General features: G+C 66.7%; 23 protein-coding genes. 12 read left to right on the top strand and 11 right to left on the bottom strand.

Annotation, left to right across the window (positions count from 1 at the left end):
* Positions 1-155: 155 nt before the first annotated feature.
* Together D106_RS0107145 and D106_RS0107140 are read left to right on the top strand one after the other, a co-directional pair.
* On the top strand, positions 156-434 hold the full coding sequence (locus D106_RS0107145) for a type II toxin-antitoxin system RelE/ParE family toxin (protein WP_081601303.1): 279 nt from the start codon (positions 156-158) through the stop codon (positions 432-434).
* Between the two features lie 24 nt (positions 435-458).
* Entirely contained in the window at positions 459-758 is a 300-nt protein-coding gene (locus tag D106_RS0107140; protein WP_017926225.1) for a HigA family addiction module antitoxin, read from the top strand.
* A gap of 58 nt (positions 759-816) precedes the next feature.
* Here the strand turns inward: D106_RS0107140 and D106_RS0107135 are convergent, their stop codons facing one another.
* Together D106_RS0107135 and D106_RS0107130 are read right to left on the bottom strand one after the other, a co-directional pair.
* The gene (locus tag D106_RS0107135) at positions 817-1,356 is read right to left on the bottom strand and encodes a protein disulfide oxidoreductase (RefSeq protein WP_018879648.1); all 540 of its coding nucleotides are present in this window, start codon (positions 1,354-1,356) and stop codon (positions 817-819) included.
* On the bottom strand, positions 1,353-1,784 hold the full coding sequence (locus D106_RS0107130) for a hypothetical protein (RefSeq protein ID WP_018876557.1): 432 nt from the start codon (positions 1,782-1,784) through the stop codon (positions 1,353-1,355). The genes D106_RS0107135 and D106_RS0107130 overlap by 4 nt, the downstream gene beginning before the upstream one ends.
* 136 nt (positions 1,785-1,920) lie before the next feature.
* Here D106_RS0107130 and nadA point away from each other — a divergent pair, with 136 nt between their 5' ends.
* The 3 genes from nadA to D106_RS0107115 all read left to right on the top strand — a co-directional run bounded on the left by nadA (position 1,921) and on the right by D106_RS0107115 (position 3,715).
* Entirely contained in the window at positions 1,921-3,003 is a 1,083-nt protein-coding gene (gene nadA / locus D106_RS0107125) for a quinolinate synthase NadA (RefSeq protein ID WP_018879647.1), read from the top strand.
* Positions 3,004-3,157: 154 nt separating this feature from the next.
* A complete protein-coding gene (locus D106_RS0107120; protein WP_018865525.1) occupies positions 3,158-3,382 on the top strand; it encodes a DUF433 domain-containing protein in 225 nt (74 codons plus the stop codon).
* Complete coding sequence (locus tag D106_RS0107115) at positions 3,383-3,715, top strand: DUF5615 family PIN-like protein (protein WP_018865526.1); 333 nt, start codon at positions 3,383-3,385, stop codon at positions 3,713-3,715. It abuts the gene before it with no gap.
* A gap of 58 nt (positions 3,716-3,773) precedes the next feature.
* On the opposite strand, the gene D106_RS0107110 is transcribed toward D106_RS0107115, so the two are convergent.
* Complete coding sequence (locus tag D106_RS0107110) at positions 3,774-3,980, bottom strand: hypothetical protein (protein WP_018865527.1); 207 nt, start codon at positions 3,978-3,980, stop codon at positions 3,774-3,776.
* Positions 3,981-4,336: 356 nt separating this feature from the next.
* Between D106_RS0107110 and D106_RS0107105 the strand changes: the two genes are divergently transcribed.
* Positions 4,337-4,690 carry a hypothetical protein gene (locus tag D106_RS0107105; protein WP_018879646.1) on the top strand — a complete coding sequence of 118 codons (354 nt, stop codon included), beginning with the start codon at positions 4,337-4,339 and terminating at the stop codon, positions 4,688-4,690.
* A gap of 409 nt (positions 4,691-5,099) precedes the next feature.
* Here D106_RS0107105 and D106_RS0107100 read toward each other — a convergent pair whose 3' ends face one another.
* Positions 5,100-5,630 (bottom strand): hypothetical protein, encoded by a 531-nt coding sequence (locus D106_RS0107100; RefSeq protein ID WP_018879645.1) that lies wholly within the window; start codon positions 5,628-5,630, stop codon positions 5,100-5,102.
* A 167-nt stretch (positions 5,631-5,797) separates the two neighbouring features.
* Positions 5,798-6,379: a thioredoxin family protein gene (locus D106_RS0107095; protein WP_018865530.1), complete on the bottom strand. Its 582-nt coding sequence runs from the start codon at positions 6,377-6,379 to the stop codon at positions 5,798-5,800.
* Positions 6,380-6,493: 114 nt separating this feature from the next.
* Here D106_RS0107095 and D106_RS0107090 point away from each other — a divergent pair, with 114 nt between their 5' ends.
* Positions 6,494-7,234, top strand: a complete 741-nt coding sequence (locus D106_RS0107090) for a ferredoxin--NADP reductase (RefSeq protein ID WP_018879644.1) — start codon at positions 6,494-6,496, stop codon at positions 7,232-7,234.
* A gap of 176 nt (positions 7,235-7,410) precedes the next feature.
* Here the strand turns inward: D106_RS0107090 and D106_RS0107085 are convergent, their stop codons facing one another.
* Positions 7,411-8,181: a S9 family peptidase gene (locus D106_RS0107085; protein WP_018879643.1), complete on the bottom strand. Its 771-nt coding sequence runs from the start codon at positions 8,179-8,181 to the stop codon at positions 7,411-7,413.
* 133 nt (positions 8,182-8,314) lie between these two features.
* Here D106_RS0107085 and D106_RS0107080 point away from each other — a divergent pair, with 133 nt between their 5' ends.
* Positions 8,315-8,515, top strand: coding sequence for a YdcH family protein (locus D106_RS0107080; RefSeq protein ID WP_017942660.1), 201 nt, complete (start codon positions 8,315-8,317; stop codon positions 8,513-8,515).
* A 358-nt stretch (positions 8,516-8,873) separates the two neighbouring features.
* On the opposite strand, the gene D106_RS0107075 is transcribed toward D106_RS0107080, so the two are convergent.
* Entirely contained in the window at positions 8,874-10,169 is a 1,296-nt protein-coding gene (locus tag D106_RS0107075; RefSeq protein WP_018876550.1) for an NAD(P)/FAD-dependent oxidoreductase, read from the bottom strand.
* Positions 10,170-10,186: 17 nt separating this feature from the next.
* The gene (locus tag D106_RS0107070) at positions 10,187-10,498 is read right to left on the bottom strand and encodes a c-type cytochrome (protein ID WP_018879642.1); all 312 of its coding nucleotides are present in this window, start codon (positions 10,496-10,498) and stop codon (positions 10,187-10,189) included.
* Between the two features lie 225 nt (positions 10,499-10,723).
* Between D106_RS0107070 and D106_RS0107065 the strand changes: the two genes are divergently transcribed.
* Positions 10,724-11,032 carry a PilZ domain-containing protein gene (locus D106_RS0107065; RefSeq protein ID WP_081618392.1) on the top strand — a complete coding sequence of 103 codons (309 nt, stop codon included), beginning with the start codon at positions 10,724-10,726 and terminating at the stop codon, positions 11,030-11,032.
* Positions 11,033-11,061: 29 nt separating this feature from the next.
* On the opposite strand, the gene D106_RS0107060 is transcribed toward D106_RS0107065, so the two are convergent.
* Both D106_RS0107060 and D106_RS0107055 read right to left on the bottom strand, forming a co-directional pair.
* Entirely contained in the window at positions 11,062-11,454 is a 393-nt protein-coding gene (locus tag D106_RS0107060) for a DUF3775 domain-containing protein (RefSeq protein WP_018865536.1), read from the bottom strand.
* A 3-nt stretch (positions 11,455-11,457) separates the two neighbouring features.
* The gene (locus D106_RS0107055) at positions 11,458-11,769 is read right to left on the bottom strand and encodes a DUF2288 family protein (RefSeq protein WP_018878102.1); all 312 of its coding nucleotides are present in this window, start codon (positions 11,767-11,769) and stop codon (positions 11,458-11,460) included.
* 95 nt (positions 11,770-11,864) lie between these two features.
* Between D106_RS0107055 and D106_RS0107050 the strand changes: the two genes are divergently transcribed.
* From D106_RS0107050 to D106_RS0107040, 3 genes are read left to right on the top strand one after another with little or no spacing between them, the layout of a single operon-like run.
* Positions 11,865-12,194, top strand: a complete 330-nt coding sequence (locus D106_RS0107050; protein ID WP_026279137.1) for a PepSY domain-containing protein — start codon at positions 11,865-11,867, stop codon at positions 12,192-12,194.
* Positions 12,191-12,907 (top strand): response regulator transcription factor, encoded by a 717-nt coding sequence (locus D106_RS0107045; protein ID WP_018865539.1) that lies wholly within the window; start codon positions 12,191-12,193, stop codon positions 12,905-12,907. The genes D106_RS0107050 and D106_RS0107045 overlap by 4 nt, the downstream gene beginning before the upstream one ends.
* 25 nt (positions 12,908-12,932) lie before the next feature.
* A complete protein-coding gene (locus tag D106_RS0107040) occupies positions 12,933-14,267 on the top strand; it encodes a HAMP domain-containing sensor histidine kinase (protein ID WP_018865540.1) in 1,335 nt (444 codons plus the stop codon).
* Positions 14,268-14,312: 45 nt separating this feature from the next.
* Here D106_RS0107040 and D106_RS0107035 read toward each other — a convergent pair whose 3' ends face one another.
* Entirely contained in the window at positions 14,313-15,569 is a 1,257-nt protein-coding gene (locus D106_RS0107035; RefSeq protein WP_018879641.1) for an FAD-dependent oxidoreductase, read from the bottom strand.
* Between the last annotated feature and the right edge of the window lie 9 nt (positions 15,570-15,578).

The raw sequence follows: 15,578 nt of genomic DNA, 5'->3' as shown, positions 1-15,578 counted from the left end.
AGTCAACAAGCTGGGTTGCTGGCCACGGTCATTTTGATGCGTTTCGCTGCGCTCAACCGCATCCTACGGGGGGCTTCCTGGGTGTAGGGTGCACTGAGCGAAGCGAGCTGCGCCATTGGTTTGCTGCTTACCGTTAAGCGTTATATCCTGTACCCATGATCAGAAGCTTTCGGTGTAGGGAAACCCGGGCGCTGTTCGAAACCGGAAGGAGTCGGCGTTGGTCCGGTATCAGAGCGATTGCGGAGCGCAAGTTGGTCCAGCTTCAAGCGGCGGAGACGCTGCAGGATTTGCGTTCGCCGCCGGGTAATCGGCTGGAGGTCCTGTCTGGAGATCGCGAGGGACAGCACAGCATTCGCATCAACGCCCAATGGCGTATCTGTTTCCGGTGGACGGACGAGGGTGCTGAGGACGTGGAGATCGTCGATTACCACTGAAGGGTTCCCGAAGGAGGTTAGAGCATGACTACAAACGGTATGCGGCCCATCCATCCAGGCGAAATCTTGCGCGAGGAGTTTCTTGCTCCGCTAGGGCTCAGTGTGAACGCGCTTGCCGGGGCGTTGCACGTGCCGACGACGCGCATGAATGACATTGTGCGCGAGCGCCGGGGCGTCTCTGCCGACACGGCCATGAGGCTGGCGCGTTATTTCGGTACTTCCGAGCGTTTCTGGCTGAACCTGCAGGTTGAATACGAACTGAGGCGCGCCCAGATCGAACTCGCTGACCGCGTGCGCAGCGAGATCGAACCTCGCGCTGCGTGACCACGATTGTGTTGGGTCGCTGAGCGCAGCGAGCCGCGCTGTTGGGCGCTGGGGTGGCTTACAGCCAGCGGGCGAGCCACAGGCGCAGGCGCAGTTCCAGAGGCGGGGCGTAGCCTTGCTTGCGGAAGACGATCTCGCCGTCGGGGTTGATGATGAACGTGGCCGGGACGCCGCGAACGTTGTAGCGCGCGGCCAGGGCGCCGTCCGGATCGTTGATCACGGCCAGTTCGCGCTCGCGTTCGTTCAGGTGCTCCAGCACCTCCTCCGGCGTGCCGGACTGCATGGCGACCGTGAGCACCGGGTGGCTTTGCGACAGGCGCACGATCTCGCCTTCCTCGAGGCGGCAGATCGGGCACCAGGTGGCCCAGAAGTGCAGCAGCATGGGTTCGTCCGCGTAGTCGGCGAGCGTTACCGGCGTACCATCCAGTAACTGGGCCTCGAACTCGGGTGCCGGGCCCTCGACCATGTCGCGCGCCATCCAGGCGCGCACGACCAGAAAGATCACCAGCGCCAGGCCGATCTGGATGCCCCAGGACAGCGCGCGGCGGCGGCCGGAGGGCTTCGGGCGTTTCGGTTTCTCGGGCGTGGTCTCGGTCAACGGATCATCTCGGCTTGTCCGGGGCGAGCGCGGGTGCCGCGTTTTTTCGGGCCCTTGCGCACCGCGATGCGTACCAGTTCGTCCTCGTCGTCCATCAGTCGTTCCCGCTGGGCCTCGGTGAGCAGCGGGTTGCGCGCGACGAAGTAGCGCAGGTTGGGGTCGCGATCGTTCACGCAGGCCTCGACCTGGTCCGGGGTCAGGTCCGGGCGTTTGGCGCAGTTCAGGCGTACGGTCTGGTTGGGGTCGGCCAGGAGCAGCGCGACTTCCTCCGGCGTCAGGTCCATACGCCGGGAGAAGTACGCCTTCACCTGGGCGTGCTGGTCGCGGACCAGCAACGGTCGCCAGCGCTCGTCAAGCGCTCCGGAGAGGGCCAGGTCCATGCGCTCTTCGAATGACAGCGCCTTGTATTGGCGGGTGAGCTCGTCCATCGGGAGGGCATTATAGGCGCGCTGCTTGGGTTACGCGGGCACGCCCCCACAATTTGCAGGAACGACAGCACGCCGGGGCCTGTCGTACCATAAGCAGACGATAATCTTCTCCGACTGCTTCGGAGAGCGAGGGATCATGAACGCACCCGTAGCCGACAAGCCGCTTTACCACGTGCCGAGCACGGCCCACGTGACGGCTTCGCTGCACGCGTTGACCGATGCCCAGCGCGACGAGCTGGTGCGCCGCATCAAGCGCCTGCTGATCGAACGCAACGCGGTGCTGGTGGCCCATTACTACGTGGACGAGTCGCTGCAGCGGCTGGCGGACGAGACCGGTGGTTGTGTGGCCGACTCCCTGGAGATGGCGCGTTTCGGCAAGGAGCACCCGGCCGAGACGCTGGTGGTCGCCGGGGTGCGCTTCATGGGCGAGACGGCCAAGATCCTGAGCCCGGAGAAGCGCGTGCTGATGCCCACGCTGGAGGCCGAGTGCTCGCTGGATCTCGGCTGCCCGGCCGACGAGTTCGCGAAGTTCCGCGCCCAGTACCCGGACCACACGGTGGTGGTGTACTCCAACACCTCGGTGGACGTGAAGGCGCAGGCCGACTACGTCGTCACCTCGAGCATTGCCGTCCCGCTGGTCGAGCACCTGCGCGACCAGGGCAAGAAGGTCCTGTGGGCCCCGGACAAGCACCTGGGCGACTACATCCGCCGCACTACCGGCGCCGACATGGTGCTGTGGGACGGCTCCTGCGTGGTGCACGACGAGTTTCGCTCCTGGGCGCTGGAGGACCTGCGCGGCCGCCACCCCGGTGCTGCGGTGCTGGTGCATCCGGAGTCCCCGCGCGAGGTGATCCATCAGGCCGATGTGGTTGGCTCCACCAGCCAGCTGATCGCGGCGGTGAAGGAGCGCCCGGAACAGGAATTCATCGTGGCGACCGACAAGGGCATCTTCTACAAGATGCAGCAGGCGGCGCCGGGCAAGACCCTGATCGAGGCCCCCACCGGCGGCCACAGCGCCACCTGCACCAGTTGCGCCCATTGCCCGTGGATGGCCATGAACGACCTGGTCTCGCTGGCCGACACGCTGGAAGACACCGCGGAACCCGCGAAGAACGAGATCTTCGTCGACGAGACCGCGCGCCAGAAGGCCCTGGTGGCCACGCAGCGCATGCTCGATTTCGCCGCCGAACACCGCAAGGCCACCGCCGGCGACGCCTGACGAGGTGTCTTGTAGGAGCCTGCTTGCAGGCGAAGCCCCTGCCCGCGCCCGACTCTGGCGAACATGACATTCGCGGACCCGTTTGCTCCAGCATTGGTCCGATAACGATACACTTCGTCGATACATTCTCTGGTCGTCTGCGCAGGAGGCCATCATGAGCGAGTTGCAACGCATCACCTTTGATCCGGAAATCTGCGGTGGACGCCCTTGCATCCGCGGCACCCGGATGCGAGTGCGGGATGTCCTTGACCTTCTGGCGGCAGGGGCCTCGCGGGAGGAAATTCTGGAGGACTACCCCTACCTGACGGGCGAAGACATTACCGAGGCGTTGCGGTTTGCCGCGCGTCAAACGGATCACCCTGTTCTTCACGTCGCCTGAATGCGCTTCCTGGTCGACGCTCAGCTGCCGCCGGCCCTTGCGCGTTGGCTCGTTGACCAGGGTGTTGCGGCCGAGCATGTTGCGGATGTCGGACTTCTTGAGGCTTCCGATAAAGAAATCTGGGCGGAAGCTCTCCGAACGGGGGCCGTCATCGTGACCAAGGATGAGGATTTCGCCGTGTGGCGCTCCGCGGACTCGGGGGCCTATCCAGCCGTCGTCTGGCTTCGAATCGGAAATACCCGGAAAGCGGCCTTGCTCGAATGGTTCAAGCCGCTTCTACCTCGCGTGCTCCGGGCGCTGGAGAACGGCGAATCGCTGATCGAAGTCGACTGAGCGAGCGGCCCCTCGCTGAGCGAGTCCTGACACCACGTCTACTCAGGTGGAGTTGAAGTTAGCGGTCGTTCAGCCAGGCGGCCCACTGGGAGTGGGTAGAGACGTCCACGCCGTCGGCCTTCGCGGCCTGTTGCAGGTGGGTCTGCAGGTCGGCCATCAGTTCGGAATCCATCAGATCGGGCTCCAGGGTGAGCTGCGCATGCAGCGTGCTGTAGACGAGCTTGAGTTCATTTACCGGGTACTGCGACCAGTCGAGGTGGGCCATGGCGTCCGTTCTCCGTTTCCATCAGTTGAGTTATAGCCTGAGGGTGGCCTGCGGTGCCATTCAAAAGCACTTGCCAGGGAAACGTTGATTAATGTACACGCTCGCGTTGGCACCCCAGGTTTTCCGAGACAAGGCGCGGTGTGCAGCCGGTAGTGGTTCTACCGGCAAGGGCCGCAACGCAGGATCGGGGAACCTGGGGTGCCAACCCCGAAGGGGCTCGGCCTCTTTTGCGTGGGAACGGCGTTGCGGTTCCCTTGTGCAGAATGACTGCACGGCAGTCACCGCGCCTTGTTCGCACGCAAAAGCGACTCGAGCGCGAGCGTGTACATTGATCAATGTTTCCCCGGGGTGCGGAGATGTTTAAGCGCCGGGCACGTCTGCTGGTGGCGTCGGAACGCCCGGACGGGCGTGCCGCGCGCGTGGCGGAGCTGGCCGCGGCGGCCGAGTTCGAGGGCTGGATCGAGGTACGTCCGGCGCGCGCGATGTGCGCGCTGACGGATGATGACCTGGCCTGGGCCGATTTGCTGGTGGCGGTCGACACCGCCGCCGCCCGCGCCATGCCCGAACATCGGCCCGCGACCTGCCGCCCGAAATACTGGCGCTTGCCCGCCGAGACCGGCGCGGAGCTGGATCTGCAGGCCTTGGAGGCCTTGCGTTGCATGGTTGGCGGGATGCGTATGCTGGCGCGGGTGGATGCCGAAGACGCCTGAGGGCTTGCGTCTGTCCGTCCCGTCCGGGGCACTGGAAGTCGCCGACATGGCCCCGCATCCCGGCCGTAGCGAAGCTAAGAGCCGGGATCTGCGGTAGTTGCTGTGGCCTGGCGTATTGAGATCCCGGATAACCGCTGCGCGGTTTCCGGAATGACGACGAGAGGGATGGTCGGGGTGCCCGGGCGTGATCGCGAGGGATGCGCCTGGGGTTGTCCCGGCCGATCGCCACGGCGCTACGCGCCTCGCGATGACTGTGTTGCGCGTAGTTCGTGTCATGGCGAGGCTCCGTCAGGGGCCGTGGCCATCTGCGGACGCAACCGCTGAGGGTTGCCTGGCTCGGCGTCGGGGCTGTCCACGCGGCTCGCTGCTGCACGTCACGCGATGACGGGTCAGTTTTCCCTGTGGCCTCCTAGTCGGGGGTGTAGGGCGTCGGTGCGCGGGCGTGCAGCTGGGCCAGGTGGTCTTCGTAGAGGGTCCAGATGCGCGGCGCGATGGCGCCGCGTGTACCGGGGTAGGTGAGGCGGTCGGGGTTGAAGCTGATCAGGCGTTCGATCTCGGTGCAGCGCAGCTCCTCGTTGATCACGTTGAAGATCAGGATCTGCGTGCCCCGGTCGGCGATGGGCAACAGGGCGCCGATGATGCCGGTGTCGTTCAGTCCGGGCTCGCCGCGGGCGTCGCCGAGCTCGGCGGGGGGGCGCACCAGCGTCCCCAGCAGTTCCTGGTAGGCCTGATCACAGGCGTAGCAGATCTCGGGCGCGCGCAGCCCCTGCACCCGGGCGCAGGCCTGCTGCACGGTGGTGTCGGGCAGGGCCATGCGCTCCGGTGGAATCGGGATGCGGTTCGATTCGCCATTCGGCAGCAGGCGCGGTACCGCCTCCTGACAGGACGGGCATCGCCAGGTGGCGATGCGGGGGCCGTCGATTACGTTGCTGGGAGACATCTGGCGACCCTCATCCGGGGGTTCGGGGCGGCATGCGGCGCGCGGTAGCGAACGCCTGGGTTGCTGGCTGATGAGGGCGGGGCCATTCGCGGGCAGGCTCGCTCCCACAGGGGCGGGCCCACCGGTCCAGCCCCCTGGGTCGTCCTCGTTTCAAGCGGGCCTCCTGTTCAGCCGAAGTAGTCCGGTTCGTTACCGGGGCGCCACTTGATATTGCAACCGAGGCTGGGGTGCTGCGGCTCCGGTGCCGGCTGGCCGGCGAGCAGGGCATCGCTGGCGGCGCGCAGGTCGCGGCCGGTGACCGGGGTGTCGGAACCGGGGCGGGTCTCGTCGAACTGGCCGCGGTAGAAGAGCTTGCGCTCGGCATCGAACAGGTACAGGTCCGGGGTGCAGGCCGCGTGGTAGGCCTTGGCGACGGACTGGTCCTCGTCGAGGCAGTAGGGAAAGTTGTAGCCGAAGCGACGGGCGTCGTCCTTCATCTTGTCCGGGGCATCGTCCGGCACCGCCTGGATGTCGTTCGAGTTGATCGCGATTACCGCGATGCCCTTGTTCGAGTATTCGCGACCGTAGCGCGCGAATTCGTGGCGGATCAGCTGCACGAACGGGCAGTGATTGCAGATGAAGGCGATCATGTAGCCTTTCGCGTCGGGGAAGCTGTCGAGGCTGACGTTTTCGCCGGAGACGACGTCCGGCAGGGAGAAGTTGGGTGCCTCGGTACCGAGTTCGATCATCTGCGAGGGGGTGCGGGCCATGACTGCTCCAGTGGTCGGATTTGCGACAATTATACGGCGTTGGCCGGGGATGCTTGAAACCTTCCCACCGCGACCGCAATCTTTGAACAATACCTGAGCAATGGAGTAGGGAATATGGGCTGGGTGACCGGTGTCGTACGGGAGCGCAAGCAGTGGACGGACCGCCTGTTCTCGCTGCGCGTGGATGCCGAGGTCGAGCCGTTCAAGGCGGGGCAGTTCAACCGCCTGCGCCTGGAGATCGACGGGGAGATGGTGGGACGGCCGTATTCGTACGTGAACGCCCCGGGCGAGACCCCGCTGGATTTTTACCTGATCACCGTGCCGGACGGCCCATTGTCCAACCGCCTGGTGCAGCTGGAGCCGGGTGATCAGGTGGAGCTGATGCCGCGCGCGACCGGTTTCTTTACCCTGGACGAGCTCCCCGACAGTCGCGACCTGTGGCTGTTGTCCACCGGTACCGCGCTGGGTCCGTTCCTGTCCATCCTGAAGACGGACACCCCGTGGGAGCGCTTCGAGAATATCCGTCTGGTCCACGCGGTGCGCCAGGCGGAGGAACTTACCTACCAGGACACCATTCGGGAGTTTCAGGAGCGCGACGCGAAGCGGTTTCAGTACATCCCGTTCGTCAGTCGCGAGCCGTTCCCCGGGGGGCTCGAAGGGCGGGTGCCGGCCGCGATCGCCGAGGGCCGGCTGGAACACCACGCGGGCCTGAAGATTACCCCGGAGCATTCGCAGGTGATGCTGTGCGGCAACCCGGCCATGGTGCAGGACACGACCGCGATCCTGAAGGAGCGCGGCCTGGCGAAGAATCGCCGGCGCAAGCCGGGGCATATCACCACCGAGAACTATTGGTAGGCCCGGGGCTTTTTGGATTCGGGCCGGCCCTCTCGCCCTGCGCTCGCGAAGATCGCCCAAACTCGACAGGCTCCCGGGGCCATGTTGTAGGAGGCCAGCCCTCTGGCCGATGGGGTTTTGCCGGCGCCTGATCGGCCAGGGGGCTGGCCTCCTACGGGCTGTGGCTTGCGCTGGGGCTAGTCCAGCAGGTTCGCCGACCAGGCGCGGATCAGGCCCGCCACGTAGCGGGTGTGTTCCGGTCGCGAGAGCAGGTGGTCGGCCTGGTGCAGGGCGACGAAGCTCTTGGGGTGCTGCGCCTGCTGGAAGATCTTGCGGGCGTGATCCACGCTGACCACCGTGTCGCCCGGTGCGTGCAGCAGCAACAGCGGCCGCTGCAGGGTGTCGAGTGCGTGGTCCAGGGTCGGCTCCTCGATCGACTCGATGAAGGCGCGGCCGATCTCCACGGGGCGTCCGCCGATGTTGATCCGGGCGGAGCCCTCACGCCGGATCTCGTCGGCCGTGTCCCCGAACAGGTGGGCGACGTGGCCGGGCCGGCTGGGGGCGGCAATGGTGACGACGCCGTCCAGCGTCTCGCGCTGCGCGCCGACATGGATCGCCATGGCCCCGCCGAAGCTGTGACCGACCAGCAGGTTGGTGTGCCGCCCGGTGAAGGTCTCCAGCGCCTCGAGCGCCGAGTGGAGGTCCTCGCAGTAGGTCTCCAGCGTGCTGTCGCGGAACTCGCCCTCCGAGTCACCCAGGCCCATGAAATCGAAACGCAGGGTGGCGATGCCTTCCTCGGCGAGGGCGCGCGCCAGCCGTACCGTCGCCGGGAAGTCCTTGGAACAGGCGAAGCAGTGCGCGATGCAGGCCTGACCGCGAATGGCATCGGCCTCGGGTGCGACCAGTACGCCGCCCAGACGGGGGCCACGCGGGGTCTGGATGGTTAAGGGGGTGTTGTGGATCGCCATCGAGCAGGCTCCTGAAGGGCGGCTATGGTCCCGCCGGGGACGGTCTGCGATCATACGGGTTTGAGGATCCGAATGGCCATGCGGGATTCTTCCGCCATGCGGCCACCACTTCACGGGACCACTGGGGGCCGGCTTGGAAACCGAAAGTCAGATTCGCGCACGCTTGGCCGAGCTGGAGGCCGAACACCGCGCCCTGGATTCCGCCATCGGCGTGATGCACGAGCAGGCCGCACCCGACATCTTCGCCATCCAGCGCCTGAAGAAGCGCAAGCTGCAACTGAAGGACGCGATCCAGCGCCTGCGCAGCCGGCTGATCCCCGACCTCAACGCCTGACCCGCCTTATTCACCACGAAGCACACGAAGGCACGAAGAACGGCAAGGTCAAGATCGGTTAAACCACAGGGGACACAGAGCGCACAAAGAAGGGCAGGATTTTCAAGCTCTATCAGGCGAGTGGAATGTGTTGATTCAGGGGAAACGGACTCGGCTGAGCTGTTTCAAGTTACGGCTGCAATTTACAGCGCTCCGCCGAACCCACCCTTCGCTTTTAACATCATCACCGGTTTTCTCCGTGCCCTCTGTGGTGCACACGCCCTTGACCTTCTTCGTGCCTTCGTGGGCTTCGTGGTGAGCAAAAAAAACGGCGCCCGGAGGCGCCGTTCGAGTGCGTTCCGTGACGGAACGGCTGGGGTCAGCCCCAGATGTCGCGGGTGATCCCGGCGTACCAGGCCCGGGTGTACTGCGCCTCGCGGCTTCGGAAGCTGGAGCTGGCGCCCGACGGGCTGACGCCTCCGGCGCCGGAGACCCCGGCCATCGCGCCGTCCTGGTACTGGTAGACCGCGGCCACGCTGATCGCGTAGTCCGGGGTGACCAGGCTGTAGCAGGTGTTGGCGGAGGAGGGGTTGATCGGCTCCTGGCCGGACAGTTCGCGCACGACCGCGGCCGCGACGATCTTGCCCTGGTTGTTGGCCGAGTGGCCGGACTTGGGCATGGCGCCCGCCACGCTGGCATCCCCCAGGACGTAGATGTTGTCGTCCATCTCCGACTTGAAGGTGAGCTGATCCACCGGGACCCAGCCCTCGTCATTGGTCAGGCCCACGTCGTGGGCGATCTGGCCGGCGCGCTGGGCGGGGATGAAGTTCAGCACGTCGGCACGGACGCGTTCGAAGCCGCTGTCGGCCAGCACGGTCATGTTGTCGACATCGATTTCCTCGGCGCGACCGCCCTCCGAGCCGGCGCGCCATTCAATCATGTCGCCGTAGTGCTCGGCCCAGCCTTCCTCGAACAGGCCCTGCTTGGAGAAGCCATCCTTCGGATCCAGGATGATGATCTTGGAGCGCGGCTTCTCCTGCTTGAAGTAGTTCGCGACCAGTGACACCCGCTCGTACGGCCCCGGCGGGCAGCGGAACGGGTTCGGCGGGGCGACCATGACGAACACGCCGCCGTTCGGCATGTTTTGCAGCTGGGAACGCAGCAGCTCGGTCTGCGAACCGGCCTTCCAGGCGTGCGGGACACGGTCGGCGTCGGCCTCGGAGATGCCGGGCATGTCGTCGTAGCGGAAATCGATCCCCGGGGACATCACCAGCTTGTCGTAGCTCATGCTGTCGCCGCCGGCCAGGCGCACGCTGCGCGCGGAGGCGTCCACCGCGGTCACCCGGTCCTGGACGATCTCGATGCCGTAGTCATCCCGCAGGGTGTCGTAGCCGTGGGCGATGAAGTCCATGTCCGCGAAGCCGCCGATCACCCAGTTGCTGCCATAGCAGGTGTGGTAGGTGGCGTTCGGCTCGATCAGCGTCACGCGCATGTCGGGCGAGAACTGCTTGATGTATTTCGCGGCGGTCGCGCCGCCGGAGCCGCCGCCCACGACCACGACGTGAGCCTTGTCGGCCCCGCGCATGCCGTTGGCTGCACAGCCAATGCCAGCGAAGGCCGCGGCACTGCTGATGCCGGCGACCTTCAGGAAATTGCGTCGAGTAAAGTCATGCATGATGTGATTCCCCCTGATCAGAAGCGGCTGAAGTAGCCGGCCATCGCTTCGATTTCCTCGTCGGTGTAGCCCTTGGCGTGACGATCCATGATCGTCGCGTCACGGTCACCGTCGCGGAATGCCCTCATCTGGCTCTCGATGACTGCAGCGGGAATACGGTTCAGCTCCGGGACACCCTCCTCGGCGCCGGCCGCGTTGTGGCAGGCCTTGCAGGAGGCGGCCATCAGCTGGCCCCGGGTGATTTCGTCGTCGGCAAGGGCCTGGGTAGCAGTGCCCGCCATCGCTAGCGAGGCGGCAAGCCCCACCAGGTACAAATGCGATTTCTTCATTGGAACGGACTCCTCCGTTAGAAGTGGCTTTTTGCGAGCGACAGCTGTGGAGTACTGCCTTCATCCTCGGGCCCGGTGTGGTGATCCGGGTTGTGATTTGCGCCACCGGGTTCGAGCCCGGTAGTTGCGCCTGATCGCGAAAACCAACGATCATGGAGACCGTATAGCACACAAAAAGCGCCTTTTCGATACATCGCAGAGGCATCTGCCACCAGGAGGAGTGCCATGACAGGGGAACGGCGTCGTCATCCACGGATCCCGATGACGGTCGAGGTCGTGGCCGAGTGCGAAAGCGGGGACACGGTGACCCTGACCACCAACGACATCTCCGGCGGCGGAGCCTTCCTGCAGTGGGACGATCCGGAAAACGCCTGTGTGGGGCACCTGATGAAGCTCGCATCGGATGACGAGTTGATGCTCCAGGTCTTCGGCATGCTCGGGGATGGCGGCGAGGCGCCGCGCGTGAAGGCCCAGGTGGTGCGGGTGATGGACGGCGGCATCGCCGTGCGCTTCGATCCCGAGGAGCTCGAATAGGGGTTGCCCCGATACCCGAGGCGGACGCGCTAGTCCTCGCGCTCGATCTGTTCCAGGCCCGCGGCCCACTCGTCGGCGATCATCGGGTTCGTCAGCAGCCAGTGCACGGTGTCCGCGCTCCAGTCGTCGCGGGCCTCCTGCAGTGCGGTATCCCAGTCCGTGACTGCGTAATCCCCGCGCCCGACGCCGCTGAGCGCCTGCAGTTCCGCCTGTTGCTCCGGGCCCAGGTCGCGCAGCGTGCCCTCCAGCTCCTGCAGGGTCAGGTCGCTGGCGTGGTCGGCCAGCACCTGCAGGGCCCAGTCGTCGTCACTGCCCTCGGAGCCGGTATCCGGGAAGACCACGTCCTCCTTGGCGTGGAACTCGCGGGCGGCCTGGATCAGCCGTTCCAGGGTCTCGCCGGGGATGCCAAGGGAGACGGCCATCGTCTAGTGGGACGGGGTCCGCTCCTGGGCGAGGACCCAGGGCGCAGCCACGATGGCGGTGAAGATCGGATCGTTCGCGGCCCAGCGCCGGGCATCGTCATCCGAGGCGCGGGCGACCTGGTCATTGGCTAGCCATTCGCTGACCTGATGCGTGGCGTCATCGCGGAAGGCGCGGGCCACCTCGATCAGGTCCAGTTCCGGTGCCACGCGGATCACCACGCCGCGGGCGAAATGCGGCATGAGCTCCTTCCACGGCAACGGACCGGCCTCTTCTTCCAGGGGGATCTCGGGTTGTTCGGCAGGGGCGTCTTGCATGACGGTTCCGGTCGGTTTCAGATAGGGTTCAGGCTAGGCCGATACCCTTGCATCTTCAAGACCTTTCCACGCAAATCCCCGGAGGATGCGCCACCATGCGACCCACGCCGGATCTCCAGCCCGGACACCGCGAGCGGCACCCGATGCGGCGTCGCTCGGGCCCGGTGCGGGCGCTGGCCATGCTGTTCCTGGTCGCGCTTCCGGCACAGGCGCAGTTCAATACCGACGACCCCGAGGCCGCGGTCTGGGACCTGGACGAGGCCGTCGCCCAGATCGAGGCACATTACCCGGGGCGGGTCCTGCATGCCCGCGAGGATGTCAGCCGCTACGGGGCGCGCCTGTTCGTGATCCGGATCCTGACCAACGACCAGCAAGTGCGTACCCTGCGCATCGAGGAAGGTACGGAAGTGGAGCTCCCGGAATGAATCTGCGCGTGGTACTGATCGAGGATGACGTTGCCCTGCGCAACCAGATCGGCGAGGAACTGGACCGCAGCGGCTGTCGCGTGGATACCGCCTCGGATGGCGAGACCGGATTGTACCTGCTGACCGAGTACCACTGCGATATCGCCGTGGTCGACCTTGGCCTGCCCGGCATGGATGGCCTCGACGTGATCCGCAAGGCGCGCGAGTCGAAGCCGCGCCTGCCGATACTGATCCTGACCGCGCGCGACCGCTGGCAGGACAAGGTCGAGGGTCTGGAGGCCGGCGCCGATGACTACCTGGCCAAGCCCTTCCATATCCAGGAACTGCTGGCGCGCCTGCGCGCCCTGGCGCGCCGCAGCCTGCAGTCTGGCCAGGAGCGGCTGCACTTCGGCCCGCTGGTGATCGATACCGCCGGCGACGAGGTCTGGTTGAATGGCGAATCGGTGACCCTGACCACATTCGAGTACCGCCTGCTGATGACCCTGGTGCGCCAGCCCGGCCGGGTGCTGAGCAAGGACGCGCTGGCGGACTACCTGTACGACCACGACGAGGACCGCGAGAGCAACGTGATCGAGGTCCTCATCGGTCGCCTGCGTCGCAAGCTGGATGCCGATGGCAGCCTGGGGCTGATCGAGACCCTGCGCGGGCGCGGCTACCGCTTTGCCCGCGAACCCGACCCCGCCCCGGAAAACGAGTCGGACAGCGCCCGATGATCCACCCCGAGGCCGCCCGGTCCGCATGAAGGCGGCCCTGCGCAAGCTGCGCGGCAGCCTGGTCCTGCGCCTGGCGGGGGTCACGGCCGTCACCGTGCTGATCTTCTCGCTGCTGACGGCCTGGGTGCTGGAGGCGGCCTTTCGCGACAATGCGGCGGACGCGGTGGAGACCCGGCTGGAGGCGCAGGTGCTGCTGCTGATGGGGCTGGCCGAGGTGATCGGGCCCGCGGATGTGCGGGTCCCCGAGATGCTCCCCGAAAGCCGGCTGCAACTGCCGGTCAGTGGTCTTTATGCGCGCATCCTCGGCGAGGAGGGCCAGACCCTCTGGCGGTCGCCCTCGACGGTGGGCGTCTCGCTGCGTGGCTGGTCGGAGGACGAGTACTTCAGCTTCAGCCTGCCCGTGCAGTGGGAGCTGGAGGGCGACCAGGTGGGACTGACCTTCCAGATGCTGGAGGACCGCGAGGCCTTCAATGAACAGGTCGAACAGTACCGCGTAAGCCTGTGGCAGGGGCTGGGCGCGATGACCCTGTCCATGATCCTGGTGCTGTCGCTGGCGCTGTGGTTCTGGGGGCTGCGCCCGTTGCGCCAGGTGCGGCGCGACCTGGACGCCCTGCGCCATGGCGACCACGCCCGTCTGGGCGGGTACTATCCCACCGAGGTCCGCGCCCTGACCGGCAGCATCAACGACCTGGTCGAGTTCGAGCGGGCCCGCCTGGCGCGCCAGCAGAATGCCCTGGCGGACCTGGCCCACAGCCTGAAGACCCCGATCTCCGCGCTGCGCCTGAACCTCGAGAGCGCGCGACCGGACCCGGACGACATGCAGCACCAGGTCGACCGGTTGCAGGGGATCGTCCAGCACCAGCTGAATCAGGCGCAGCGGCTGGGGCCGGCCCCGTTCCAGGCTGCCGAGCCGCTGGCGCCGATCATCGAGCGAACCGGCCAGGCGCTGGGACGGCTCGCCGCGCAGGAGGGGGTGACGCTGGAGACCGACCTGGCCCCGGGCTGTGCCCTGCGCATGGACGGTGGCGCCATCTTCGAGTTGCTGGGCAATACCCTGGACAACGCCATTCGCCATGCCACCAGCCGGGTGCGGGTCACGACGCGCTGCCAGCCCGGCGAGGTGATGCTGATCATCGACGATGACGGTCCGGGTATCCCGCCGGCCGACCGGGCCCGGGTGCTGGAGCGCGGCCAGCGCGCGGACACACGCGGCGGGCAGGATGCCGACCGGGATACCGGTCAGGGGCTCGGGCTCAGCATCATCCATACCCTGGTCACCGACCACCGCGGGACGCTGTTCATCGAACAGGCCCCGGATCTGCACGGGGCCCGCATCCGCATGGTGTTCCCGGGGGGCTGAATCGACTTACCGGGGTGCTATCCCGCAACAGCCGGTTCGCGCGGATCAGAGTCCCAGGCCTTCCATCGGCAGGCTCGGTGTTTCGCCCAGCACTCCGGCCCGCACCAGTGCCGCCGCCCCGCAGGCAAAGGTCCAGCCCAGGTGTCCGGATCCGGTGTTTAGGTGCAGGCCCGTGATGGCGGTGGGGCCGAGGATCGGTGTGCCACGGGCACTCATCGGGCGCAGTCCGGTCCACGGGGCCATCGTCTGCGGGTCGAAGTTCGCGGGCAGGCCGGTCAGGGTGCGCCGGCACTGATCGAGGACATTCGCCGCGCGCTCGATGTTCAGGTGGCGGTCGCGGCCGGCAAATTCGGCGGTACCGGCCAGGCGCAGGCGCGCCCCCAGCGGGGTCATCACCACCTTGTTGGCGTCATCGATCAGCGGCAGATTCAGCCGGCAGTCGGCGTCCATCGGCAGGGTCAGCGAATAGCCCTTTACCGGGGCGACGGGCAGATGCAGCCCCAGCGAGCGCAGGAGGTCCGGGGCGTGGTAGCCGTTGGCGACCACGCAGGCATCCGCCGCGATCGGCCCTTCGGAGGTCTCCACCGAGTCGATGCGGCCACGGTGGGTGCGCAGGCGTCGGACGGTGACGTTCGGGTAATAGCGGATGCCCCGGCGCTGTCCGATTGCGAGCAGCTGCTCGGTGAACCGTGCCGCGTCGCCGATCGCATCCCCGGGGAAGAACAGCCCGCCGCACAGGCGGTCGCGGACCGGGGCCAGTGCCGGCTCCTCCGCGATGATCCGCTCCACGTCCCAGTCCTCGAAGCGCACATCCTCATCACGCATCGCCTCGCTGGCGGCACGGTTGTGGGCCTGGCTGGCCGGATCCTGGAACAGCTTCAGGATGCCGCAGCGGCGAAAGTCGAAGTCCAGCCCCTCGCTCGCCAGTTCCCGCTGCAGGCGGTCGATCTCCCGGAGCGAGAACGCGGCCAGGCGGGCATTCAGGCGGGTGTGCTGCTCGAACAGTGAGCGCCGGCTGTGCCACAGGAAGCGCAGGCCCCAGCCGGCCAGCCCCGGCAGGGCGCGCGGACGAAGCAGCAGCGGCGACTCCGTGCGCCCGAGAAAGCGCAGCAGGTCCAGCCCGACGCCGGGGGTGTTCCAGGGCTCGGCATGGCTCGCATGCAGCATGCCGCCATTGGCCTGGCTGCAGCCGGTGGCGGGGGCGGGGCCGGCATCCACCAGCACGACCTCGGCCCCGGCCTCCCGCAGGTACCAGGCGGTGGTCACGCCGATCACGCCGGCCCCGATCACGACTACGCGCATCCGTTGCTT

The organism is Thioalkalivibrio sp. ALE9 (assembly GCF_000377445.1).
Classification (GTDB): Bacteria; Pseudomonadota; Gammaproteobacteria; order Ectothiorhodospirales; family Ectothiorhodospiraceae; genus Thioalkalivibrio.
This window is presented reverse-complemented; position numbering and strand designations above follow the sequence as displayed.

What these genes read in the sequence shown, in the direction of transcription:
- D106_RS0107145 (WP_081601303.1), top strand. Translation starts at nt 156, where the DNA reads ATGATCAGAAGCTTTCGGTGTAGGGAAACCCGGGCGCTGTTCGAAACC.
- D106_RS0107140 (WP_017926225.1), top strand. Translation starts at nt 459, where the DNA reads ATGACTACAAACGGTATGCGGCCCATCCATCCAGGCGAAATCTTGCGC.
- D106_RS0107130 (WP_018876557.1), bottom strand. Translation starts at nt 1,784, where the DNA reads ATGGACGAGCTCACCCGCCAATACAAGGCGCTGTCATTCGAAGAGCGC.
- nadA (WP_018879647.1), top strand. Translation starts at nt 1,921, where the DNA reads ATGAACGCACCCGTAGCCGACAAGCCGCTTTACCACGTGCCGAGCACG.
- D106_RS0107120 (WP_018865525.1), top strand. Translation starts at nt 3,158, where the DNA reads ATGAGCGAGTTGCAACGCATCACCTTTGATCCGGAAATCTGCGGTGGA.
- D106_RS0107115 (WP_018865526.1), top strand. Translation starts at nt 3,383, where the DNA reads ATGCGCTTCCTGGTCGACGCTCAGCTGCCGCCGGCCCTTGCGCGTTGG.
- D106_RS0107110 (WP_018865527.1), bottom strand. Translation starts at nt 3,980, where the DNA reads ATGGCCCACCTCGACTGGTCGCAGTACCCGGTAAATGAACTCAAGCTC.
- D106_RS0107105 (WP_018879646.1), top strand. Translation starts at nt 4,337, where the DNA reads ATGTTTAAGCGCCGGGCACGTCTGCTGGTGGCGTCGGAACGCCCGGAC.
- D106_RS0107100 (WP_018879645.1), bottom strand. Translation starts at nt 5,630, where the DNA reads ATGTCTCCCAGCAACGTAATCGACGGCCCCCGCATCGCCACCTGGCGA.
- D106_RS0107095 (WP_018865530.1), bottom strand. Translation starts at nt 6,379, where the DNA reads ATGGCCCGCACCCCCTCGCAGATGATCGAACTCGGTACCGAGGCACCC.
- D106_RS0107090 (WP_018879644.1), top strand. Translation starts at nt 6,494, where the DNA reads ATGGGCTGGGTGACCGGTGTCGTACGGGAGCGCAAGCAGTGGACGGAC.
- D106_RS0107085 (WP_018879643.1), bottom strand. Translation starts at nt 8,181, where the DNA reads ATGGCGATCCACAACACCCCCTTAACCATCCAGACCCCGCGTGGCCCC.
- D106_RS0107075 (WP_018876550.1), bottom strand. Translation starts at nt 10,169, where the DNA reads ATGCATGACTTTACTCGACGCAATTTCCTGAAGGTCGCCGGCATCAGC.
- D106_RS0107070 (WP_018879642.1), bottom strand. Translation starts at nt 10,498, where the DNA reads ATGAAGAAATCGCATTTGTACCTGGTGGGGCTTGCCGCCTCGCTAGCG.
- D106_RS0107065 (WP_081618392.1), top strand. Translation starts at nt 10,724, where the DNA reads ATGACAGGGGAACGGCGTCGTCATCCACGGATCCCGATGACGGTCGAG.
- D106_RS0107060 (WP_018865536.1), bottom strand. Translation starts at nt 11,454, where the DNA reads ATGGCCGTCTCCCTTGGCATCCCCGGCGAGACCCTGGAACGGCTGATC.
- D106_RS0107055 (WP_018878102.1), bottom strand. Translation starts at nt 11,769, where the DNA reads ATGCAAGACGCCCCTGCCGAACAACCCGAGATCCCCCTGGAAGAAGAG.
- D106_RS0107050 (WP_026279137.1), top strand. Translation starts at nt 11,865, where the DNA reads ATGCGACCCACGCCGGATCTCCAGCCCGGACACCGCGAGCGGCACCCG.
- D106_RS0107045 (WP_018865539.1), top strand. Translation starts at nt 12,191, where the DNA reads ATGAATCTGCGCGTGGTACTGATCGAGGATGACGTTGCCCTGCGCAAC.
- D106_RS0107040 (WP_018865540.1), top strand. Translation starts at nt 12,933, where the DNA reads ATGAAGGCGGCCCTGCGCAAGCTGCGCGGCAGCCTGGTCCTGCGCCTG.
- D106_RS0107035 (WP_018879641.1), bottom strand. Translation starts at nt 15,569, where the DNA reads ATGCGCGTAGTCGTGATCGGGGCCGGCGTGATCGGCGTGACCACCGCC.